The sequence below is a fragment of the Fusicatenibacter saccharivorans genome (assembly GCF_027667425.1).
Lineage (GTDB): Bacteria > Bacillota > Clostridia > Lachnospirales > Lachnospiraceae > Fusicatenibacter > Fusicatenibacter saccharivorans.
Genome location: NZ_JAQEGR010000004.1, coordinates 67,900 through 91,683 on the forward strand (window position 1 = coordinate 67,900; position 23,784 = coordinate 91,683).

The window sequence follows — 23,784 nt, forward strand, 5'->3', positions numbered from 1 at the left end:
AATAGAATGAGAGCGGGAGCTATGAAGGAAGAAAAAAAGATCAGAAAAAAAATTAAAATTGAGGATTTGCTGCCTAGGGATCCGGTCCGCGTCGATCTCGATGCGATTCTCGATTATGTCCAGGGGAAAGCAGTTCTTGTGACGGGAGGAGGAGGCTCCATCGGCAGCGAGATCTGCCGACAGTTAGCTGGCCACGGTGTCGGTCATCTGATCATTTTTGATATTTATGAAAACAATGCATACCAGATCCAGAAATCGCTGGAATGGGAGTTCCCGAGGCTTCACATGACGGTGCTGATCGGTTCGGTGCGGGATGAACGGCGGCTGCAGTCGATGTTTTCCCGTTACCGGCCGGATATCGTCTTTCACGCAGCGGCGCACAAGCATGTGCCCCTGATGGAGGACAGTCCGAACGAGGCGATCAAAAATAACGTGATCGGAACCTTAAAGACGGCGCGCACGGCAAGCCGGTATCACGTAAAAAAATTTATTCTGATTTCGACAGACAAGGCGGTCAATCCGACGAACATCATGGGAGCGAGCAAACGGCTCTGCGAGATGGTGATCCAGATGATTGGAAAACACAGCACCACGGAGTTTGCGGCGGTGCGCTTTGGAAATGTACTTGGCAGCAACGGCAGCGTCATTCCGCTGTTCCGCCGCCAGATTGAGCACGGCGGGCCGGTGACGGTGACGCATCCGGACATCATCCGTTATTTTATGACGATTCCGGAGGCGGTCAGTCTGGTGCTCGAGGCGGGCGCGTATGCGAAAAACGGCCAGATTTTTGTCCTGAACATGGGAGATCCTGTCCGAATTGCGGACCTTGCGAAAAACATGATCCGCCTTTCCGGGTATGAGCCGGGAGTGGAAATCGAGATCAAGTACATTGGCCTGCGGCCGGGCGAAAAGCTGTATGAGGAGCTGCTGATGAATGAGGAGGGGATGCAGACGACAGAAAACACCCGCATTTTTATCGGCCGGCAGATTGCTTTTGATGAGACGGTATTCCGAAAACAGATGAAAGAACTCGAGCGGGCGGCGGAAAACGAATGTCCGGACATCTGCGAGAGGGTAAAGAGAATGGTGCCGGAATATCAGTACGAAGGAGAAAAGAAGCATGACGGACCTTCATATACATATTCTGCCGGGGGTTGACGACGGTTCCCCGAATCTGTCCACATCCCTTGAGATGGCGGAAATTGCGGCAAAGAGCGGAGTGTGTATCCTTGCTGTGACACCGCATGCAAACCAGACGGGAATCGAGGGCGTGGAGGATGGGTATGTCAATTACGATTCGGAGCAGCTTTTGGAGCTGTTTTACCGTCTGGAACAGGAAATCCGGAAGGAACACATCCCGATCAGCCTGGTGCGCGGCATGGAAATTATGAGCATCGGGCCGCTTAACGAAAAAATCAAAGAGAGAAAGCTGATACCGCTTCATGAAAGCCGCTATTATCTGATCGAGGTGCCGTTTGACATGGCACCGGACGGGATCAGAAGGCGGCTGATGGAATTTCCGGCCATGGGAAAGATCCCGGTGCTGGCACATCCGGAGCGGTATTTCTGCGTGCAGGATTCGCCGGAGCTTCTGTATGAGTTCCGGGAAATGGGCGCAGTTCTGCAGATGAACAAAGGAAGTGTATTTGGAAGATTTGGAAAAGAAGCAGAGCGGACAGCACAGTATCTGCTGGAAAACCGTCTGGCAGGCTGTGCGGCAAGCGATGCCCACCGCGTCAATTACCGGACACCGAACATGAGACCGATCCGGGAATTTCTGTCGGAGTGGTACGGTGAATCGTATGCGGAGCTTCTGCTGAAGGTAAATCCGAGGAGAATTCTGGAGAACCGGCCGGTTCTGTATGAGCCGTCTCCGGAACGAAGGCGGAAAAGACGCTGGTTTGTCTGAAAAACGAAAGGAGACATCAAAAGGATATGCACAAAATGAGAGCGGCTGTTCTGATTTTATTTCTTGCCTCATCGCTCGCGTTTGGCGGGTGCCTGATGCGGCAGCGAACCGGAAAAGACGGGAAAGGGCCAGAGATTTCGATGGATAACAGTGAAATTTCGGTCAGTATCCACGCGGATGAGGCGGAGCTTCTGTCCGGCGTGACGGCGTACGATGCGAAGGACGGCGATGTGACGGATTCGCTTGCGGTAGAACATATTTCCAACTTTATCGAAAAAGGGCGGCGGAAAATCAGCATCGTTGCCTTTGATTCGGACAACAATGTCACCCACGCGGAACGGGAAATGGTCTATAACGACTATACATCGCCGGTCTTTTCCCTGGATGGGCCGCTCCGGTTCAGTGTGAATGCAGATGACCTGACGGAAGGACTTTCCGCAGAGGACTGTCTGGACGGAACGATTACGGACCGCATCCGGCTCTCGTATCAGGATGAGATCAGCAGCACGCCCGGGCTGTATCAGGTAACGTATTCTGCTGCCAACCGTGCCGGGGATGTGACGAGTCTTCCGGTGACGGTGGAACTCTACGATCCGGCCGAGGAGAGCGGAAAGCCGCAGATTACTTTAAGCGAGTATCTGATCCATCTGGAACTGCAGCAGGCGTTTGATCCGAAGGATTATCTGGAGCAGGTGAATGTGGATCAGATGATGTATGAAAAAGGAGAGGACGATGAACTTCACGCGGTTTCCGCGGAAGACAAGATCCTTGGGGAAGAAAAACTTTCCATAGAGAATCCGGTTGACACCGGAAAGGAAGGTGTCTATGAAGTAACGTATACTGTGACATCGGAGGAGGGACAGACAAGCTCCATCCGCCTGATTGTCTGCGTCAATGAATGAGGAGGTTCCAGATGGGAGAATACGACAGAACAGGAAACGGACAGAACGGCGAAGCAGACTGGGATCTTCGGAGCATTCTGTGTGATATGGCAAAAAACTGGTGGATCATCCTTCTGATTGCCTGTTCGGCGGCGATGATAACCTACACGGTGCTGACGGCAGTCCATCGGGATCAGTACACGGTGAAAACCACGTTTGCCGTGATGGGGCGCGGCGAGAATGCAAATGCAGCATCGAGCCTTTCTTCGACGTATGAGATGACGCAGAAATTTCAGGCGATTCTGGAAAACAATATTTTAAAGAAAAAAGTGATGGAGGAGCTGGGATGCTCATCTTTTCCGGCGGACATGAGCGCTTCAATTGTGCCGGAATCCAATTTAATGGAGCTTTCCGTGACAGCCGATTCGCCGGAAACAGCCTTTCGGGTACTGCGGTCGGTGCTGAAGAATTACACAACCATTTCAGATTATATTATTCCCAATGTAGTATTGGAGACACTGCAGCAGCCGCAGGTTTCCGACAATCCGTCGAATCGGATTCCGACGGAAAAGTACGCTGCAATGGCATTTCTGGCGGCAGCGCTTGGTACGGCGGCGCTGGTGGGCTTCTTTTCCTTTCTGCGGGATACCGTCAAAAATGAAACGGAATTTGGCCGCAAGATTGATGCGGATCTGCTGGGAACCGTGTACCATGAAAAAAAGAGGAAAAACAGCTCCATGCTGATCACGAATCCGGCGCGGAGCTTTCCCTATGTGGAATCCCTGAAGCGCATTGCTTCCCGTGTGCGCGGAAGACTCGACCGGAGAGGGGGAAAAGTGCTGCTGGTGACCAGTGTGGCGGAAAATGAAGGAAAGTCAACGCTTGCCGCCAATCTGGCGCTTGCCCTTTCAGAGGAACAGAACCGTGTCCTTCTGCTGGACTGTGATTTTCGTCAGCCGGCGCTGTATAAGATTTTTGAACTTCCGCAAAAGGCCGGAAAAGATTTCGGACAGGTAGCAGTCGGAAAGGAGTCGGCGTCCAGCGTTTTTGAAAAATACAAGGATACGAATGTTTACATGGGCATCTGCCGGGAACGGCTGGAGGAACCGTCGGAAGCAGTCGGCGGTGAAATTTTCCGGCGGATTCTGGATACGTGCCGGACAAACATGGATTATATTATTCTGGATACGCCGCCGATGGGCGCGGCCGCGGATGCGGAGGAGCTTGTGGAGCTGGCTGATGGTGCGGTTCTTGCCGTTCGGCAGGACGGCGTGCTGACACGGGACATCAACGATGCCATCGACGCGCTGAACCAGAAAGAAGAAAAGGTCATCGGCTGTGTGTTCGGCAATGTTTATCCGGGATTCGGCGAGCGGATCGGAGGCAGCTATGGTTACGGTTACGGATACGGCGCCTATAGCAGGGCAGAACGATGAGAGGGAGCAAAAGAGCATGAACAGAGAAACGTATGAAACCTATTCCGCAGCGGAACCAGAGAAAATAGATCTGATCGCCTTTTTGGCGGAGTATTTCCAGGCGTTCCAGAAATTTTTCTTTGGTGTGCTGGCACTTGTAATCCTTGCAGGAGGCGGCTCCTTTCTGACGGCAAAGCTGCGGTATCAGCCGGTTTATGAGGCATATACATCGTTCGTGGTCGGATCGAACCGTGCGGTCGGTTATTCTTATTACGATAATGTAACGGCAGAGCAGCTTGGAAAGACCTTTCCGTATCTTGTGACAAGCGGCGTACTGAAGGATGTTGTAGCGCGGGATCTTGGAATCGGGGCGGTGACATCAGAAATTCAGGCGAGCGTGATGGAAAATACCAATCTTTTTACTATCCGTGTGCGGGACGCGTCACCGGAGACGGCGTATCGGGTGATGAAATCCGTTATCACGAATTATCCGGAGGTGGCAGAGTATATCATTGGTGCGACGACACTGACGGTGGTGGATGAAAGCGGTGTTCCGGCAGTGCCGGTTAACAGCCAGGATGCGTTGCGGGCCGGCACGTATGGTGCAGCAGCAGGACTTGCAGCGGCCTTCCTGCTGCTGTTCCTCTATGTGAGAACAAGAAAAACCATCCATTGGGCGGATGATATTAAGAAGCTGACGAATGCGGCATTCCTTGGAAATCTGCCGCAGGCGAAGATCAAAAAAAGAAGCAGCGTAAAGGAACAGACCATTACCATCTGCAATCCAAAAGTGCCGGATGCCTTCAAAGAGGCGGTGCAGCTGATCCGGACAAGGATGGAGGACAGAATAATCGGAAAAAGTGACTGCCCGGTCCTTCTTGTGACGAGTGCCGTGCCGGGGGAGGGAAAGACGACGGTTGCCGTGAACCTGGCGGAGGCGTTCGCGAAGAAGAAATACCGCGTAGTACTGCTGGACGGAGATCTGCGGAATCCTTCGGTGATGAAGTGTATGGGACTGATCGGACGGAAAGAGCGTGGAATTGCTGCCGTGCTGAAGGGACAGATGGATTGGGAGGAGGCACTTACCGACTGCCGGGATCTGACGCTGAAAATCCTGCCGGGAGCGGGAAGCACGCAGAATCCTGCAGGGCTGCTGCGCTCGGTACGGATGAAGACCATGATCGAAAGCCTGAAAGAAGAGGCCGATCTTCTGATCATCGACACGCCGCCGTGCGGAGTGCTTTCGGATGCGGCACTGTTCGGCGGAATTGCCGACGGAGCAGTTCTCGTGGTACATCAGGGAACAACGAAAGACCGGGAAGTCCGGCGCGCGCTGGAATTTTTCGAGGATTCGCAGATTCCGGTCTGCGGCTATGTGCTGAACGGCGTGCAGGAGGGCACGACGGGCTACGGATACAGCAGCTATGGCAGCTACGGGTATGGAAAATATGGTTACGGTTACGGAAAGTACGGCTATGGGAAAGAGAAGGAACGCCGGAACAGTGACCGGACAGCAAGGGAGCAGGGAGGAAAAGCATGAGGGAGAAGAAAAAAGGAGTTTATCAAAAGTATCTGAAAAATCTGTTGGACCGTCTGCTGGCGCTTGTGGGAACGGCAGCATTATCGTGGCTGCTGCTGGGAGTCGGCATTGCAGTCCGCCTGGATTCTCCGGGACCGGTGCTGTTCCGGCAGAAGCGGGTGGGCCGGAACGGGCAGTATTTTTACATATACAAGTTCCGCACGATGCGTATCGACACGCCGCATGATATGCCGACACATCTGCTGAACCATCCCGATTTCTTTATCACAAGAGTCGGACGCTTTCTCAGGAAAACATCCCTCGATGAGCTGCCGCAGCTCTTCAATATTTTAAAAGGCGACATGGCGCTCGTCGGTCCGCGTCCGGCGCTCTGGAATCAGGAGAATCTGATCTCTGAGCGGGAGCGGTACGGCGCAAACAGCGTCCGTCCGGGCCTCACCGGCTGGGCACAGATCCATGGGCGGGATGAACTTCCGATCCGGGAGAAAGCGGAACTGGACGGATATTATGTGCATCACATTGCATTAGGAATGGATCTCGAATGCCTCTGTAAGACAGCCGGCGCGGTACTGCGGCAGGATGGAATTCATGAGGGAATGATGGAAAACAGATGGCAGTAAATGGGGAAGAGAGAAGAAAAAAGTAAAAGCAGAGTGGAGGCTGTCGAAAACGAAAGAAAATTACTGGAAAATAATGAAAAAAGTAATTGCATATTAATGGGAAGATGATATAATTTGCAAAAGAAATAATGAAATAAGTAATTAAATGATGCGGGATATTACATGAAACGGGAAAGAGCAATGAAAAAACGACTTCTGATTGTAACAAACCATTCGTATATGTTCTGGCAGTTTCGAAGAGAACTGGCGGAAGCATTGCAGAAAGAGTATGAAGTGATTCTGGCGATGCCATTTGTCGGGCATGAAGAAGATTTCCAGAACATGGGAATCCAGTGCATTCCAATATCCATGAACCGCCGTGGGGTGAATCCATTTACGGAAGCAAAGCTGCTATGGGATTATGAGCGTCTGCTGAAAAAAGTGAAACCAGATCTTATACTCACCTATTCCATAAAACCGAATATCTACATAGGCCTGCTCAGCGGCCAAAAGCAAATTCCGTATTATGCCAATGTACAGAGGTTGGGAACAGCATTTCAAAAACCAGTCTTAACTGGGCTTGTTACAATTTTATATCGAAAAGCGTTCCAAAAAGTGAAATACGTCTTTTTTGAAAACAAAGAAAATGCCAGTGAATTTTGTAAAAGAAAAATCATATCCGCCGATCGCCAGATCGTCCTGGCCGGGGCAGGAATTAATCTGGAAAGATACAAAATGCAGCCTTATCCGAAGCACACACGAATCCATTTCCTGTATCTTGGACGAATTATGAAAGAAAAAGGAATCGACGAACTGTTTTATGCTGTCCGGCATCTGAAAAAAGAAAACGAAAACTTTGTCCTTGATCTGGTTGGTTTTTTTGAAGATGAATACAAAGAGCAGGTAAAAGAACTGGAAAAACACAGCATCGCCCATTTCTACGGCTTTCAGTCGGATCCACGTCCGTTTTACATAGAAGCAGACTGCGTAGTGCTCCCCAGTTACCATGAGGGAATGAGTAATGTCCTTTTAGAAGCCGCCGCCACAGGCCGCCCAGTCGTCACAAGCAATATTCCGGGGTGCAGGGAGAGCGTAGAAAATGGGAAAAGCGGTCTGCTGGTTGAGGTAAAAAATAAAGAGATGCTGTATGACGCAATGAAAGAGATGCTGCATTGCAGCAGAGAAGAACGAGAGCAGATGGGACAGGCGGGGAGAGAGAAGATGGAGAGAGAGTTTCGGAAAGAAGTTGTGGTGGAGAAAACAGTGCAGAGTCTGCGAGGGGATGAAAAAAGAGACTTTTAGTAAAACAAAAGGAGAGATGTGAAAGATGTCCATAACGAACTATTGGTTTCAATTAATTTGGATTTTGACAGCAGGGATAATTCTGACAAGATTTCTGCCGAAAAAGCAGGAGATCGTTATGGGAAGGATCGAAGAAAGATGGCAGATGGCACCGGCGGTGCTGCTGGTGATTCCGTACATAATAGCAGCAGCATTACGATCTGATAATTTTGGAGACACCTATGCATACCGGAGAGTTTTCAGCGAAGCACCGAATAGGCTAGCTGAGCTCCCATTCTATCTTCAGGGAATAAAAAAAGATAAAGGTTTTTCCGTTTTCATGGTGGTTTTAAAAAGCTTTATTGGAAATTCATCTGTTTGTTTTTTTCTGATCATAGCTGCAATACAAATGTTATGCATGGCATTTATCTACCGGAAATATAGTGAAAACTATTGGATGAGTATATTTATTTTTGTTGCAGGAACGGATTACATGTCCTGGTGTCAGAATGGTATTCGCCAGTTTTTGGCAATTGCAATTATTATGGCGGGATTTCCATTGCTTCTGAAAAGAAAATATGTATCACTGACAGTAATTATCCTGTTAGGGGCAACGTTCCATGCGTCAGCGCTTCTTATGGTACCGATTATCTTTATTGTGCAGGGGAAAGCATGGAATAAAAAGAGTGTGCTGTGTATTTTAGGATGCATTTTAATACTGATATTTGTAAACAGGTTTACAGATGGGATGAACGATGCGCTGTCAAATACACAGTATTCTAATATGGTAACGGACTGGAAAGAGTGGGAGGATAATGGAACCAATCCAATCAGAGTATTCGTCTATTCTATTCCTATGATTTTTTCTGTGGTTGGACGCAGGCAGATCAAAGAAGCGGATAACCCGGTAGTTAACATTATGACAAACTTCTCAATCCTAACAAGTGGAATTGCAGTTGTATCGATGAAAACTTCCGGTATATTCATAGGACGGCTGATTTCTTATGGATCTGTGTATTCTGCGTCCATTTTGCTTCCCTGGGAAATGGAAAATATTTTTACAGAGAATTCGGCGAAAATTATAAAAAGTGCTGCTGTTTTGGGATATATTGGATTCTTTTATTATCAGATGCATTTTATATGGGGGCTTATATGAAAAATCCAGAGATCAGTGTAATTATGGGAATGTATAACTGTGCGGATACGCTGTCAGAAGCAATTGAATCGATTTTAAACCAGACAATGAAAGAATGGGAGTTGATTATGTGCGATGATGGATCATCCGATGCAACGTACGAAGTGGCAGAGCTTTATAGGAAAAGATATCCGGAAAAAATGATCTTACTGAGAAACAGAGAAAACAGGGGACTTAATTATACCTTGAACCGATGTCTGAAAGCGGCCAAAGGAAAGTACATTGCAAGAATGGATGGGGATGATATCTGTCTGCCGGAACGATTTGCGGCTGAATATGAAACATTGGAAACAGAGAAAACAATTTCAATCGTAAGCACAGATATGGGATATTTTGATCAAACAGGAATATGGGGAAAGATAAGTCATCCGGAATATCCAAAGAAAAAGGATTTTCTGTATGGATCTCCGTTTTGCCATGCACCATGTATGGTAAGAAAAGAAGCATACGATGCAGTGGATGGATACACAGAGAAAAAAAGTATTTTACGGGTAGAAGATTATCATTTATGGATAAAAATGTATGAGGCGGGATACAGAGGTAAAAATATTCCAAAACAGCTTTATCTCATGCGGGATGACAGAGCAGCATATAAGAGAAGAAAGCTTCGATACAGAATAAATGAGGCCTACGTAAAAGGAATAGCGGTCCGAAAACTGGGGCTGCCGATAAGCGGATACCTATATACGATGCGGCCAATTCTTGTGGGAATTTTGCCAGAGAAAGTCTATGACTATTTTCATAAAAGAAAATTAGAAAGCAATGCAGGAATGATAGCCAGTGAATAAAAGATGTGATAGAAAGGGATGGATACATGATACCGAAGAAAATACATTATTGTTGGTTTGGGAAAGGGAAGAAATCCCGATTGGCTTTAAAGTGCATAGAAAGCTGGCATCAGTATTGCCCGGACTATGAAATGATCGAATGGAATGAAGAAAATTTTGACATAGACATGAATGGATATACACGAATGTGCTATGCGGAAAAAAAATATGCATATTTAAGCGATTATGTCAGACTTTGGGCGGTGGAAAAGTATGGAGGGATCTATTTGGATACAGACGTGGAAGTGATTCGGCCACTGGAAAAGCTATTGCAGGAAGATGCATATTTCGGATTTGAAAATAAGCGGTATGTAAATACGGGACTGGGATTTGGATCCGCTGCGCATGGAGCAGTGCTTCGGGCGATGCTGAAGGAATATGATGTGCTGCTGGATGGAAAGAATGGAGTAAGAATGTGTCCGGAACTGAATACAAAAGCATTGACCGCATTAGGCTTAAAACAGAATGGGCAGAAACAAAAAATATGGGAAGCGGCAGTGTATCCGGTGAATGTTTTGAATCCATATGACAGTGCAACGGGAAAGCTGGAAAAAACAGCAGATACGGTTTCTATTCACTGGTATGCGGCATCCTGGATGAACACAGCACAAAAATTACGAGGGAAGATAACAAGACCGATTCATAGGATTTGGGGAGTAGATGTATTTAAGAGGTTTCGAATATGAAGAGAACAATGTTAATTGTATCACATGCATTGGAATTGGGTGGTGCGGAAAGAAGTCTGATAGGATTTTTAGAAGCACTGGATGAAAGCAAATGGGAAATAGATCTTTTTTTGCTTCGTCAGGAAGGAGAATTAATGGATGCGATTCCGGATAAAGTCCATCTGCTTCCGCAAAAAGCTGCGTATACAGTTTTGGCGCACCCAATGAAGGCAACTTTAAAAGAGGGACATGTTTTATTAACAATGGCAAGGCTATATGGAAAAACAGCGGCGGTGATTTATGATCATAAGCATAATTACCGAGACAGTGATGTGAACTTAGAATATAGCTATAAATATACCAGCCCTTTTATGCCGCGAATACAACCCCAAAAGGAGTATGATCTGGCGGTAAGTTTTCTGACACCACATTATATTGTAACGAAGAAAGTAAATGCCAAGAAAAAGATCGCATGGATCCATACGGACTATTCCCAGGTGCAGATTGATATTTTATCCGAAACAAAAATGTGGAAGGCATATGATTATATCGCATCTATCTCAGAGGCAGTTACAAAAGAATTTTTGAAGAAATTTCCTACATTAAAAAATAGAATTATATTGATAAAAAATATTTTGCCGGAACAGCTCATCAAAAGACAGGCAGAAAGTTTTTCGGTGGAAAAAGAAATGAATGCATCGGGGATAAAAATATTGTCAATTGGCAGGTTCTGCTATGCTAAAAATTTTGATAATGTGCCGGATATCTGTCGGCAAATCAGGCAGAATGGATTGGAAGTAACCTGGTATTTAATTGGTTTTGGAAAAAATGAAAAGCAAATCCGTAAAAGAATATGTGAGACAGGAATGAAACAATATGTAAAAATTCTGGGGAAAAAAGAGAATCCATATCCATATATCAGGGCGTGTGATGTTTATGTGCAGCCATCAAGATATGAGGGGAATTGTGTAGCTGTAAGGGAAGCTCAAATGCTTGGAAAACCGGTGATTATTACGGGATATCCAACAGCAGAAAGTCAGCTGAGAAACGGAATAGATGGAATCATAGTGCCGCTGGAAAACAGAGCGTGTGGAGAAAAAATCAGTGAAATATTACGGGAACCGAAGCGGCTTGAAAAGCTGGTGCAGGAGTGCAGGAAAAAGGATTATTCTAACAGGCAGGAAATCAACAAAATAGAGTGTATTTGCAGAGGATAGAAATGAGAATACGAATTATCACTTGCTATGATGTATATAATGCAGGCGCAAGCTTACAGGCATATGCATTAATGCAATATTTGAAAGACTGCGGTCATGAGGTGAAAATTATTGACTATAAGCCGGACTACCTAAGCAGGCATTATAGTCTGAAAGCGGTAAATAATCCAGAATATGACAGGGCAGGAATTCGAGAGATTTATTTGCTGGTGAAGATGCCAGGAAGAATAAAAAAATTATTCAGTAAAAGAAAATATAGATTTGATGCTTTCCGGAAAAATGCGTTAGAACTGACAGATACAACATATAGAACGTGTGAAGAACTAAAAAATATAGAAGAAGCAGACCTGTATCTGGCAGGGAGCGATCAGATATGGAATCCAATCTTTCCAAATGGAAAAGATCCTGCATTCTTTCTGCAATTTACGGAAAAGGGAAGAAGGGCATCGTATGCGGCGAGTTTTGCAGTTGATGCGTTAAAAGAAGAAGACCGACAGCGTATGAAGGAATGGCTTAAATCCTTTGATGCTGTTTCGGTCAGAGAGCAGACAGGAGCTGCATTGGTGAAGCAAATGGGACTTCAGTCTCAAAGAAATTGTGATCCCGTTTTTTTGCTGAAACAGTGTCAGTGGAAAAAAATATTGCCGGAAACAGAGACGAATAAAAAGTATGTGCTGCTTTATGATTTTGATAAAAACTGCGTGGCAGAGGAAATTGCGGAAAAAATTTCTAAAAAAACAAAAACAGAGATCTGGTCGGTTTTTAAAACAGAAATCTGTGACAAAGTATGTGCAGATATTGGGCCGTTGGAATTTGTAAATTTAATTTTAAATGCGGAAGCTGTAGTTTCTAATTCATTTCATGCAACAGTGTTTGCAATAATTTTCCATAAAGAATTTTTTGTGATCGAAAGAAAAGAACGTATCAATACGCGGGTGAATGATTTATTGAAAGTATTTGGAGTGGAGGACAGGAAGATGGATCATGTGAAAAAACTGCAGACAGCAAAAAAGATAAACTGGCAAAGGATCGAGTTCATCCTGCAGAAAGAGAGGAAAGAAGCAGAAGAATATTTAGCGAAAATAACAGGAGAAAAGAAAAATGAATAGGCCGATAATATCTGTTGTTATCCCCGTTTATAACGTCGAAGCCTACATAGAACGTTGTGTAAACAGCGTGCGGAATCAAACGGTAGAAAATATAGAAATCATATTGATTGATGATGGATCACCGGATCAGAGTCCGGTTTTATGTGATCAATATGCGGAAAAAGATAGAAGAGTGCGAGTGATTCATAAAAAAAATGGAGGACTTGCGTCTGCAAGAAACAGGGGAATAACAGTGGCAACTGGAAAATATATTTTCTTTTTGGACAGTGATGACTGGCTGGAAAAAGACGGTCTGCAGCAGCTCTATGAGCTGGCGCAGAAATATCAGGTAGATTTCGTCAGATATAGAGCATTTCGGACAGAATGGCCAGGGATGGAAAGAAATGTTCCATGTCGAGTGGAAACAGTAAGAGAAATGCAGGGAGGAATTTATGATAGAAAGAGAATTTTACAAGAAATATATCCAAGACTGCTGGCTACGAGGCAATTAACTTTGGGACCTGTTGTTGGGGCATGGGGAGCATTGTATAGAACGGATTTTTTGAAGAAAAATCAGATATTTTTTTTCGAAGAGATTAAGTTTAGTGAAGACATCCTTTTCAGTGCAAAAGTGATTTTATGTACACAAAAATTTTACTATAAAGAAGAAGCCGGAATTTATCATTACTGGTATAATCCAGATTCTATTTCGAAATCATTTCGAGAGGGAAGATGGGAATCGTGTAAGAAAATAATAGAACATGCAGAGATAGAATTCAAAAATAGAAAAGAGTATTGTTTTGAGCAGCAATTGAACTGGCTGACATGGTTTGTTATATTAGTTGGACTGAAGGAAAGAGGTAAAATGACAGACAGGAGTGAGAGAAAAGTGTATTGTAGGAAACTACTGAACGATCCTGTAGTGAGAAGATGTCCATTAAAAATACAGGAATTTGATGTGCCCGAAAAACAAAAAATATTGTTGTATATGATAAAGAAAAACTGGTGGTGGATATTCAGCCTGATTTAAAGGGAGGTTGAAAATGATTTTTAAAAGAATAGCGGCATGGATTGCTTATGAGATACGGGAAGAAAAGATTACACTTTCTTCACAGGATGCGAAGAGAATACTGATGGATGTTGCACCGCCCGTGTCGCCGGATGTATTTTCTGAAAACAGGAGCAGAGAGATTCGATATGATCTCACGATTATAGTGCCTGTATATAACTCGGAAAACTGGCTGAAGGAATGTATGGAGTCGATCGTCCTGCAAAAAACAAAATATTCCTTTCAGATAATTGCAATTGACGATGGATCGACGGATCGAAGCGGGCAAATTTTAAATCAATACATAAAAAATCCATGTGTAGAAGTTATTCGGCAGGAGAATAAAGGGTATTCGGGTGCAAGAAATGCAGGACTTGAAAGAGTAAAAAGCAAATACATTATGTTTGTTGATTCGGATGATGTTTTATTACCGAATGCAATAGAGTGTTTGCTGTCAAAAGCGTATCTGGAAGATGCGGATATTGTAGAGGGAAATGGCTATCGCTTTGATAAAAATGGTTTTCTTGGAATGATAAAAAAAGAACATTTGCCAAAAGAAAGAAATCAATATTGGGGAGGCCCCTGTTTAAAGGTGATGAAAGCAAAACTGTGGGAAGAATTGAAATTTCCGGAGGGCTATTGGTATGAGGATGCAATTATCGGAGCTGTGATTTTTCCAATGGCGAATAAAGTGGATTGTTTGTCTGATGTAGTGTATGCATATCGAATTCATGGAGAGAGTATTACACAGAAGCATGATGAAAATCCAAAAAGAGTAGATTCTTATTGGATTATGCTGTTAATGGCTGAGATTCAAAAGAAAATGGAGATTCCTTTTGACTACGAGAATTATCAAAGGGTAATGAGACAGATTGTATTTACCTGCCGGAGGATTGTTATGCTGCCGGAAAAAATAAAAAAGGCTGTATTTGCAGGGGAATGTGAATTTGTCTGTACTAATTTTAAAGAGTATTTGAAAAAAAAGGACAGATATTATTTTCTTGCAAAAGCAATTTTAAATAAAGATTATGCAAAATATTCTATTTATTGCCAGGAGTTTATATGATACCGAAAAAAATTCATTATTGTTGGTTTGGGGAAAACGAAAAACCATTGCTGGTAATTGAATGTATTAAGAGCTGGCAGAAATATTGTCCGGATTATGAAATTATGGAATGGAACAGCAAGAATTATGATGTTCATAAAAATAAATATATGGAGCAGGCGTATCAGGCAAAACGCTGGGGGTTTGTATCTGATTATGCCAGACTGGATATTATTTACCAGTATGGAGGAATCTATCTTGATACGGATGTTGAACTAATTCGATCACTGGATGATTTGTTAGAAACAGATGGCTATATCGGATTTGAGAAGAAAGTGGATGAAGAATGTGATGAGGTTTATGTGAATACGGGACAGGGGTTTGGCGCATCTGCTTTTCATCCGGTCGTGAAGGCGATGATGGATATTTATAAAGAGATTGATTTTGTTGAGCAGGAAAAAGAAAATTTAAAAACGTGTCCTTATTATAACACAGCGGCACTGGTAAAACTGGGAATGAAGAAAGAAAATGTGGAACAGGAAATTTGTAAGTTTCATATTTATCCAGCAGAGTATTTCTGCCCGATCAATTGGAAAAGTCATAAGTGTGAATTGACAGATAATACATATTCGATTCATCATTTTAAAGCATCATGGCTTACAGAAAAAGAAAAGAAAAAAAGAAAATATCTAAGAAATATGGACTGTATGATTCATCTGCCGAACAGAATATGCAGAAGTATTTTAGGAAAAGAGAGGTATGAGAGCATAAAGGAAAAAATAAAATGGAAAGGATAGCGTATGGATGTTTCAATTATTATTGTTAATTACAATTCCATAGACTTAACAATCGATTGTGTCAATTCAATATTTCAACAAACTGCGGATGTAAAATTTGAGATTATTATCGTGGATAATGCATCAAAGAACAAAGAAGCAGAAAGATTACAGGCGGAATTTGAAAACAGCGTTAAGATGATAGAGACAGAAACAAATCTTGGATTTGGAAAAGCGAACAATCTGGGAACAAAATACGCAGCGGGGGATTATGTATTTTTTCTTAATCCCGATACGGTTTTGATGAACAATGCAGTAAAAATTTTATGGGAAGAGATGAAAAACAATCCAGATATGGGATGTACAGGCGGAAATTTATATACACCGGAGAGAATGCCGTGTCCGTCTTTTTGTTTAAGGTTTGATGATTTGGGAACGGAAAAGAGATATGCATCCTGGCGGTATTTGATGCTGTCAAAAGCAGAACAAAAATTATACAGAAAACATCTTGCATTGCAGATACGAAGAAAAGATTTTAACGATACGAATCAAAAGATAGAAGTTGCCTATATATTTGGGGCAGACATGATGGTGAAGAAAAAACTCTTTGAGCAGTTGGGAGGATTTGATGAGGATTTTTTTATGTATGCAGAGGAGGAAGAGCTGTCTTGGAGAATTAAAAAAAGAGGTGAAAAAATTTATAATATACCACAGGCAAAGATTATTCATCTGGAGGGAGCGACTTTAGAGAAACAGCATGATTTTAATGAAAAACAATTCACCCTTCGAATAAATGGAACGATGACGTATTTCTGGAAACGATATGGGAGAGAAGGCATATATCAATTTTATAAATTTCGTGCATTAAGATATCAGAGACTCAAAAAAATTGCTGAGATTCAGAAGAAAAGCGGTGTGAGCTTTCAGTTTGAAACTCGTTTGAGATGTCTTTTGGAATGTTTTGAAAAAATCATGGAAAAAACAGAAGGTGAGGGGAAGAAAAATGGCAGAAGTTAAGGATGGGAAAGGAGTTAAGCTGATTGCATTTTACCTGCCTCAGTTTCATGCAATACCATTGAACGACCAATGCTGGGGCAAGGGGTTTACCGAATGGACAAATGTACGAAAAGCACAAGCATTATTTTCCGGGCATGATCAGCCCAAAATCCCACTGGACCTTAACTATTATGATTTAATGGATGATCAGGTAAAGATCTGGCAGAGTAATCTGGCAAAAAAATATGGGATTTTCGGATTTTGCTATTATCATTATTGGTTTAAACATGGTGAGAAGTTGTTGGAAAAACCGGCGGAACAAATGCTGAAAAACAAAAAAATAGAGATCCCATTTTGCTTTTGCTGGGCCAATGAAAACTGGAGTAAGAACTGGGATGGTGGAGATCAGGAAATCATCATGGAGCAGGATTATGGCGGAAAAGAAGAGTGGGAACGGCACTTTCAGTATCTGCTGAATTTTTTTCAAGATGAACGATATATAACAGTAGATGGGTGCCCATTGCTCGTTGTTTATAAGCCGGAACAAATGATCGATATTTATAAGATGGCATCGTATTTTAGAAGAAGAGCAAAAGAAGAAGGCTTTCCGGATTTATGTCTGGCATTTCAATTTCCGGCGTATTATTCAGATATGTATTACAGAAACGATATTTTTGATTATCAAATTGAATTTGAGCCTGTATATTCACGAAATATCGAAAGCCAGGAGCTGCCTGGAACAAGCAGAAAAATTTCTTTGATCAGAAACTTTTGTGGAGAGGAAATGGTGTCGTTTTATCGAAAATGTCGAAAGAAGAAAGGAAGAATGTATTGGAAGAAAGAGCAGAGTCTGGGAATGTATTTTTACGATGAGATATGGGATTTGATTTTAAATGCGAAATGGAAGAAAAATTTTTGGCCGGGGTGTTTTGTGGATTGGGATAATACGCCAAGAAATAAACATGGAGTTATGGTCAGTGGATTTTCCGTAGAAAAGTTTGCTGAATATATGAAAATACTGGTACAAAGAGCACGGAAAGAGGAAAAGCCGGTAATATTTATTAATGCATGGAATGAATGGGGAGAAGGTGCTTTTCTGGAACCGGACACAAGATATCAGTATCGAAAGCTTGAAGCAATAAAAGAAGCATTAGAATAGGGAAAAGGGTAAATGAGAAATATAATTTCCGAAAAGAATGAGACAAATTGCTGTGGATGTGGAGCCTGCAGTAAATGCTGCCCCAGACATGCGATTTACATGGAAGAGGATGAAAATGGTTTTGATTATCCTAAAATAGATGAATCGAAGTGTACGGAGTGCGGAAAATGTTTAAAAGTCTGCAGTTTTGAGAAAAAAGAGCAATCACGAAAAGAAACGTATGCGGCACAGGCAAAGGACGCTGATCTGGAAGAAAATGCTTCGGGGGGAATCTTTACCGTGCTGGCGCAGGAAGTGCTAAAAAGAAAAGGAATTGTCTATGGATGTGCTATGCTTTATGAAAACCAAAACTTAGTAATAAAACATATCGGGATAGATAAAATAGAGGAACTTTGTAAATTAAAGGATTCAAAATATGTACAAAGCAATTTGGAAAATGTATATGTTGAAATTAAGCGGCATCTGGAACATAACGAGACTGTGTTGTTTAGTGGAACGCCTTGTCAGATAGCAGGACTGAGAGGATACCTTCAGAGAACGTATGCAAATTTATATACAATAGAAATTATATGTCATGGTGTACCGAGCGCAAAATTATTCCAGAATTATTTAGGATACATAGAATCGAAAGAAGGAAAAAAAATAGCAGGATTTTATTTTCGAGATAAAAGCAGCGGGTGGAAGTTATACGGAAAAATGATATTGGAGAACAGGGATGGAAGTCAGAAAGAAAGATATTTTGAACCGGAAGAAAGCTCCTATTATCAAATGTTTTTAAATGGATACACATACCGGAAAAGCTGCTATTTTTGTCCGTTTGCATCAGAATATCGTCAGGGTGATATTACCATAGGAGATTATTGGGGGATAGAGCTGGTGCACCCGGAATATTTGAAAAAATATGGAGGTGAAATAGAGAAAGAAAAAGGAGTCTCCTGTCTGATTGTGAATAATGATCAGGGAAGGACTATGCTTGCGAAATATGGAAGTAACATTATAAAATATCCGTCATCTTATCAGCGGGCAGCAAAATATAATGCACAGCTGGTACAGCCGTCTGTACTGAAACGGCAGCGGGAGAAAGTAATGAAACTGCAAAAACAGAACTATGCATGTGTGGAACGGTGGTATCAGAAACGAAGAAACAGAATTCTGTTTGTGAGAAAACTTCGTTTCATGATACCGAAAAGAATCAAAATATTTATAAGAAAAATCAAAGTTTAAGGTTAGAGAGAAAAAGATGGAACAACAATTTAAAACAGTTATTACGGCAAATTCAAAATGGATCAATCTTCATTTAAAGGAAACATATGAGTATAGAGACCTGATTTTTTTATTTGTGAGAAGAGATTTTGTTTCAAAATATAAACAGACAATTTTAGGGCCTTTGTGGGCGGTGATACAGCCCCTGTTAACAACCATAGTGTTCACTGTGATTTTTGGTTCACTGGCAAACCTGACTACGCTGGATGTGAAAGCGACAGAAGAAACCGTAATTCCGGCATTTCTGTTCTATATGGCAGGTACGATCTGCTGGAGCTATTTTTCATCGACGGTCAGCAGTACGGCAAACACATTTATAACAAACAGTTCTATTATGGGAAAGGTATATTTTCCAAGGCTGGTATCTCCGGCAGCGTCAACCATATCTAATTTGATTTCCTTCGGTATTCAATTTGCCATGTTTTTGATTTTTTTGCTGTATTTTATATGGAAAGGGAAAATGGAAATTCGATTGTCCGGGTATCTCTTTCTATTTCCAATATTGATCATTCAGATGATGATGCTGGCGATGGGAGTTGGAATTATTGTTTCAGCGCTTACAACAAAATATCGTGATTTGGCGATGCTGATAGGCTTTGGATTACAATTATGGCAGTATGGAACGCCAGTTGCATATGGATTGCGGCTTGTACCTGAAAAATATATGAAGATTTATATGCTGAATCCAATGACGCCGATCATCACTTCATTCCGCTATATTTTTTTCGGAACAGGATATTTTCATGCAGGATACTATGGAGTGGGGTGGGGAAACACAATGATCTTATTTGTACTTGGAATTGTGTTATTCAATAAAGTGGAAAGAACATTTATGGATACCATTTAAGGAGAACAGGATGGCAGAAAAACAGATTATGGTCAAAATAGATCATGTATCAAAAGAATATAGACTGGGTGCAATCGGGGGAACAACATTACGGGAAGATCTGGAACGATTCCATGCAAAAATAAGAAAAAAAGAAGATCCGACACTGAAAATAGGCCAGAAAACACCAGAGTATGGAAAACGTTTTATGGCGCTGAAGGATATTTCATTTGAGGTAGAAAAAGGAGAAGCAGTAGGGATTATCGGACACAACGGAGCAGGAAAATCGACATTGCTGAAACTGCTGTCAAGAGTAACGGCACCAACAAAAGGAAGCATTGGAATGAATGGCCGTGTGGCATCTATGCTTGAAGTAGGAACGGGATTTCATCCGGAATTAACGGGACGTGAAAACATTTATATGAATGGGGCAATATTGGGGATGAGCCGTGCAGAAATCGGAGAAAAACTGGATCAGATTATTGCATTTTCCGAATGTGGAGAGTTTATCGATACGCCTGTAAAACGATATTCCAGTGGGATGTATGTTAAACTTGCATTTTCTGTGGCAGCTCATCTGGATAGTGAAATTATGATTATGGATGAGGTTCTGGCTGTCGGAGATATGAAATTCCAGCAGAAGTGTCTTGGACGGATGGGAAAGGCGGCAAATTCAGAAGAAAAAACGATTCTTTATGTGAGTCATAATATGAATACCATTCGTCAGCTTTGCACCCGCTGCCTTGTACTGGATCACGGCGAACTGATATTTGACGGCGGGGTAGAAAGAGCAATTGATTTGTATATGGATACAGCTGTTAAAAACGGAAGTGTAGATATTGATCTGAAAAATAAGAGAATGGCACATCTGCCGCCAGTTATTAAGGCGAAAATGACACATGTGCATCTTGTGGACAAACAGGTACCGGTATATGAATTTGAGGAAAAGCTGAAATTTGATTTGTCGGTTGAGGCCAAAACAAATATTTCCAATCTATCCGTGAGGGCAGAAATAAGATCAGCAGATGGAGGATCTGTTGCGGCGGGAATTTTGCAGGAATTTACATCCTTTTTTGCAGGAAGAAGCAAAATATTGGAAATGGAATTGCTGCTGCGTGGACTTGTACCGGGAAAATATTTCGTATTGCTGGTGATTTATAATGTAAACGAAATGGGAACTTACGATGACCTGGATGCAGTGTTTCCAGCATTTACATTTGAAATTCAGGATAGTAAACATGCTTTAAAGATTAACTGGAACGTAAATGCCTGGGGAAAAATTCGATTAGACGATTTGAAATGCGTGGGTGAAAGAGATGATTCCTAAAAAAATACATTATTGCTGGTTTGGGAGAAAGCCAATTCCAGATTCGGTCAGGCGATGCATGCAAAGCTGGCAGAAGTTTTGTCCAGACTATCTTATTGTAGAATGGAATGAAAAAAATTTTAATATAAAAGAATGCCCGCAGTATGTAATTGACGCATATCATAGGAAAAAGTGGGCATTTGTTACAGATTATGTAAGACTCCGGGTTGTGTATGAATATGGAGGAATATATTTTGATACAGATGTAGAATTAGTGAAAAAGATTGATTTTCTGCTAAAATACAGTGCTTTTTTTGGATTTGAAAATAAAAAATATATTTCTACGGGGCTTGGATTTGGCGCTGAACGGGGATGCGGTTTGTTGTATGAAATGATGGAGATGTATCAAACGATCCCGTTTATTTTAGAGGACGGATCAGAAAATAAGAAGACATGCCCGGTTATTAATACAGAAATCTTTTTGAAACACGGACTGGAACAAAAGGATAAGCAGCAGATTTTAGAGGGAAATATTATGATTTTACCATCCATTTGTATGTGCCCCATTGATTTTGAAACAGGATATAGAAGAAAATCAAAAAAAACAATTTCGGTTCATTGGTTTCATGCAAGCTGGATGGAAAGAGCAGAAAAAGAGTATCATAAAAAACATCGTCAGGCATTGTTAGAGGAAAAGAAAAATGATTGGAAATATCTTCCGAATCGTATGATTAAAAAGCTTTTGGGAGAAAAAATCTACTTGAAAATAAAAGGATGGATCAGATATGATAACGGTTAGTATTATAATTCCGGTTTATCAAGGGAAAAGCTATTTAAAACGGTGTATCGACAGTGTGCTGGCACAGAGTTGTCAGGAATATGAAATTATTTTAGTGGATGATGGTTCAACTGACGGTTCGGCCGAGATATGTGATGAATATGCTGAAAAACAGAAGACAATAACGGTGATTCATAAAGAAAACGGGGGACTTTCTTCTGCTAGAAATGCGGGCTTAGAAATTGCATCAGGGGAATACGTAATGTTTATTGATGCGGATGATGTGGTGCATAGTAAAATGCTTGAAACAGAGCTGAAAGTTTTGAAAGAGGAAAATGCGGATATCTTTATCTGCGGATTAAAACATTTTGCTGAGATAGAAGAAGTAGATACATGCGCTGAGTTACAAATCAAGAATTGTGTGGAAATCCAGTCTGGATTGGAAATTGAAAGCAAACTTTTTTGTGGTCAAAACGTGGAAAAATATATATCCTGTTGTGGAAAATTATTTAAGAAAACAGTATTTAATGGAATCCGTTTTCCGCAAGGGAGGTTATTTGAAGATGAATATATTACGTATCAATTGTATTATAGAAGTGAGAGAATAGCAGTAACAGATATTGTATTTTATTTCTATTTTACAAATCCGTGTGGAATAACAAAAAATTTGACGCTCAATAAACGATTTGATGAATATGATGCACAGGAAGAAAGAATAAAATTTTTTAAGAAAAAAAGGTGTAAAGAACTTTATCAGGCGGCATTGTTAAAACTGCTGAATTCAGCGCAGTGGGATTTGATAAAGTGCCAAAAATGGAAAGAAGGTTTTGATAAAGAACGAGGAGAAAAATTTCAACAGCAGTATAGAGAAGCACTGGAGCAGGCAGAAAAAGAGGGGATTGTACGCTTTAAAAATAATTATGATTTTTATGTATTAGCATATCCTGAGAAAGTCAACTTTTTTAGAGTGAGAAGACAATGGCAGAATCTGCTGAGAATGATTCGATCTAAAATATAAGATGGTTAGAAATAGAATGAGAAAACGATGTAAAAACGGGTACAAGCTGCGTAGGGTAGTGGGCATATTGGTTGTTATGCTTCTGTGCATAACAGGAAAAAGTGTTATAAAATCGAAATATAATCTAAACAGCATAACATATATACTGCAATCGAAGAAAATTTCGGAAGAAATTTGTCTGATACAAATAACAGATCTCCATAACAGCATTTTTGGTTCGGATAATAAACATCTGATTTCTAAAGCAGCAATGAAGTCACCAGATTTGATTATGATCACCGGTGATCTTCTAAATGCAAATGAGCCAGATAATAATATTGTGGTAACGCTGCTGGCAGAATTATCTGCAATCGCCCCAACATACGTCTCCCTCGGCAACCATGAACTGGAATACGAGCAGAACTACGGTACAGACATTACCGCTCTCTACGAATCTGCCGGCGCCACCGTCCTGAACTATGAATATAAAGACATCACCATCAACAGCCAGCCCCTCCGTATCGGCGGCATTTACGGTTACTGTCTCCCGGATAAATATCTGGAAACTGGCGAAGCGGATCTAGGAGAGTGTAAGTTCTTGTGGGATTTTGAGAACACCGACCGTTACAAAATCCTGCTCAGCCATCTTCCGATTGCCTGGCTGAAAAATGACGGGCTGGAGGAGTGGGACATTGACTGCGTATTTTCCGGCCATCTTCACGGCGGCCAGGTCATTCTGCCTGGCATTGGCGGTGTTTATGCGCCGGACATGGGATGGTTTCCGGGACAGCTGAAGGGGATTTTTGATTCGGAGGATGGAAAACGGCATCTGGTGCTGTCGTCCGGACTTGGAAATACGGAATTGGTTCCGCGGTTCAATAACATTCCCGAGATTGTCTGCGTGGAGCTGATTCCGGATGGAAACCTTCATAAAACATAAAAATAACACAGAGCCGGATTCCTGATGCATGGA

General features: G+C 42.1%; 22 protein-coding genes and 1 pseudogene. All 23 read left to right on the forward strand.

Annotation, left to right across the window (positions count from 1 at the left end; all coding sequences use genetic code 11):
• Positions 1 to 45: 45 nt before the first annotated feature.
• Positions 46 to 1,158, forward strand: a pseudogene (locus tag PGS38_RS04825) (UDP-N-acetylglucosamine 4,6-dehydratase family protein); the annotation flags it as partial.
• Positions 1,121 to 1,909: a tyrosine-protein phosphatase gene (locus PGS38_RS04830; protein WP_118640339.1), complete on the forward strand. Its 789-nt coding sequence runs from the start codon at positions 1,121 to 1,123 to the stop codon at positions 1,907 to 1,909. The pseudogene PGS38_RS04825 and the gene PGS38_RS04830, both read left to right, overlap by 38 nt.
• Positions 1,910 to 1,935: 26 nt before the next feature.
• Positions 1,936 to 2,811: an immunoglobulin-like domain-containing protein gene (locus PGS38_RS04835; RefSeq protein ID WP_118640340.1), complete on the forward strand. Its 876-nt coding sequence runs from the start codon at positions 1,936 to 1,938 to the stop codon at positions 2,809 to 2,811.
• An 11-nt stretch (positions 2,812 to 2,822) separates the two neighbouring features.
• Complete coding sequence (locus PGS38_RS04840) at positions 2,823 to 4,226, forward strand: polysaccharide biosynthesis tyrosine autokinase (RefSeq protein ID WP_158576263.1); 1,404 nt, start codon at positions 2,823 to 2,825, stop codon at positions 4,224 to 4,226.
• 16 nt (positions 4,227 to 4,242) lie between these two features.
• Entirely contained in the window at positions 4,243 to 5,745 is a 1,503-nt protein-coding gene (locus PGS38_RS04845) for a polysaccharide biosynthesis tyrosine autokinase (RefSeq protein ID WP_158576264.1), read from the forward strand.
• Positions 5,742 to 6,365: a sugar transferase gene (locus PGS38_RS04850; RefSeq protein WP_118640343.1), complete on the forward strand. Its 624-nt coding sequence runs from the start codon at positions 5,742 to 5,744 to the stop codon at positions 6,363 to 6,365. Before PGS38_RS04845 ends, PGS38_RS04850 begins: the two co-directional genes overlap by 4 nt.
• 180 nt (positions 6,366 to 6,545) lie before the next feature.
• Positions 6,546 to 7,646 carry a glycosyltransferase family 4 protein gene (locus tag PGS38_RS04855; protein WP_118640344.1) on the forward strand — a complete coding sequence of 367 codons (1,101 nt, stop codon included), beginning with the start codon at positions 6,546 to 6,548 and terminating at the stop codon, positions 7,644 to 7,646.
• A gap of 118 nt (positions 7,647 to 7,764) precedes the next feature.
• Complete coding sequence (locus PGS38_RS04860; RefSeq protein ID WP_158579550.1) at positions 7,765 to 8,781, forward strand: EpsG family protein; 1,017 nt, start codon at positions 7,765 to 7,767, stop codon at positions 8,779 to 8,781.
• A complete protein-coding gene (locus tag PGS38_RS04865) occupies positions 8,778 to 9,608 on the forward strand; it encodes a glycosyltransferase family 2 protein (protein WP_118600897.1) in 831 nt (276 codons plus the stop codon). The genes PGS38_RS04860 and PGS38_RS04865 overlap by 4 nt, the downstream gene beginning before the upstream one ends.
• Positions 9,609 to 9,634: 26 nt before the next feature.
• Complete coding sequence (locus tag PGS38_RS04870; protein WP_199671268.1) at positions 9,635 to 10,333, forward strand: glycosyltransferase family 32 protein; 699 nt, start codon at positions 9,635 to 9,637, stop codon at positions 10,331 to 10,333.
• Positions 10,330 to 11,529 (forward strand): glycosyltransferase, encoded by a 1,200-nt coding sequence (locus PGS38_RS04875; RefSeq protein WP_118600895.1) that lies wholly within the window; start codon positions 10,330 to 10,332, stop codon positions 11,527 to 11,529. Before PGS38_RS04870 ends, PGS38_RS04875 begins: the two co-directional genes overlap by 4 nt.
• A 2-nt stretch (positions 11,530 to 11,531) precedes the next feature.
• A complete protein-coding gene (locus PGS38_RS04880; protein ID WP_118600894.1) occupies positions 11,532 to 12,638 on the forward strand; it encodes a polysaccharide pyruvyl transferase family protein in 1,107 nt (368 codons plus the stop codon).
• Positions 12,631 to 13,647: a glycosyltransferase family 2 protein gene (locus PGS38_RS04885; protein WP_055220466.1), complete on the forward strand. Its 1,017-nt coding sequence runs from the start codon at positions 12,631 to 12,633 to the stop codon at positions 13,645 to 13,647. The genes PGS38_RS04880 and PGS38_RS04885 overlap by 8 nt, the downstream gene beginning before the upstream one ends.
• Positions 13,648 to 13,660: 13 nt before the next feature.
• Positions 13,661 to 14,731: a glycosyltransferase family 2 protein gene (locus PGS38_RS04890; RefSeq protein WP_118600893.1), complete on the forward strand. Its 1,071-nt coding sequence runs from the start codon at positions 13,661 to 13,663 to the stop codon at positions 14,729 to 14,731.
• Complete coding sequence (locus PGS38_RS04895; protein WP_118600892.1) at positions 14,728 to 15,507, forward strand: glycosyltransferase family 32 protein; 780 nt, start codon at positions 14,728 to 14,730, stop codon at positions 15,505 to 15,507. Before PGS38_RS04890 ends, PGS38_RS04895 begins: the two co-directional genes overlap by 4 nt.
• A 3-nt stretch (positions 15,508 to 15,510) precedes the next feature.
• Positions 15,511 to 16,503, forward strand: coding sequence for a glycosyltransferase family 2 protein (locus PGS38_RS04900; protein WP_118640345.1), 993 nt, complete (start codon positions 15,511 to 15,513; stop codon positions 16,501 to 16,503).
• Positions 16,490 to 17,641: a glycosyltransferase WbsX family protein gene (locus PGS38_RS04905; protein WP_118600890.1), complete on the forward strand. Its 1,152-nt coding sequence runs from the start codon at positions 16,490 to 16,492 to the stop codon at positions 17,639 to 17,641. The genes PGS38_RS04900 and PGS38_RS04905 overlap by 14 nt, the downstream gene beginning before the upstream one ends.
• Positions 17,642 to 17,653: 12 nt before the next feature.
• Positions 17,654 to 18,865, forward strand: coding sequence for a Coenzyme F420 hydrogenase/dehydrogenase, beta subunit C-terminal domain (locus tag PGS38_RS04910; RefSeq protein WP_118600889.1), 1,212 nt, complete (start codon positions 17,654 to 17,656; stop codon positions 18,863 to 18,865).
• A gap of 16 nt (positions 18,866 to 18,881) precedes the next feature.
• Positions 18,882 to 19,751: an ABC transporter permease gene (locus PGS38_RS04915; protein WP_118600888.1), complete on the forward strand. Its 870-nt coding sequence runs from the start codon at positions 18,882 to 18,884 to the stop codon at positions 19,749 to 19,751.
• Between the two features lie 10 nt (positions 19,752 to 19,761).
• Positions 19,762 to 21,057 carry an ABC transporter ATP-binding protein gene (locus tag PGS38_RS04920; protein ID WP_117804738.1) on the forward strand — a complete coding sequence of 432 codons (1,296 nt, stop codon included), beginning with the start codon at positions 19,762 to 19,764 and terminating at the stop codon, positions 21,055 to 21,057.
• Positions 21,047 to 21,835, forward strand: coding sequence for a glycosyltransferase family 32 protein (locus PGS38_RS04925; RefSeq protein WP_118640346.1), 789 nt, complete (start codon positions 21,047 to 21,049; stop codon positions 21,833 to 21,835). The genes PGS38_RS04920 and PGS38_RS04925 overlap by 11 nt, the downstream gene beginning before the upstream one ends.
• Positions 21,822 to 22,832: a glycosyltransferase family 2 protein gene (locus tag PGS38_RS04930; RefSeq protein ID WP_118640347.1), complete on the forward strand. Its 1,011-nt coding sequence runs from the start codon at positions 21,822 to 21,824 to the stop codon at positions 22,830 to 22,832. Before PGS38_RS04925 ends, PGS38_RS04930 begins: the two co-directional genes overlap by 14 nt.
• 76 nt (positions 22,833 to 22,908) lie before the next feature.
• On the forward strand, positions 22,909 to 23,751 hold the full coding sequence (locus tag PGS38_RS04935; protein ID WP_158583742.1) for a metallophosphoesterase: 843 nt from the start codon (positions 22,909 to 22,911) through the stop codon (positions 23,749 to 23,751).
• The last annotated feature ends 33 nt before the right edge of the window (positions 23,752 to 23,784 follow it).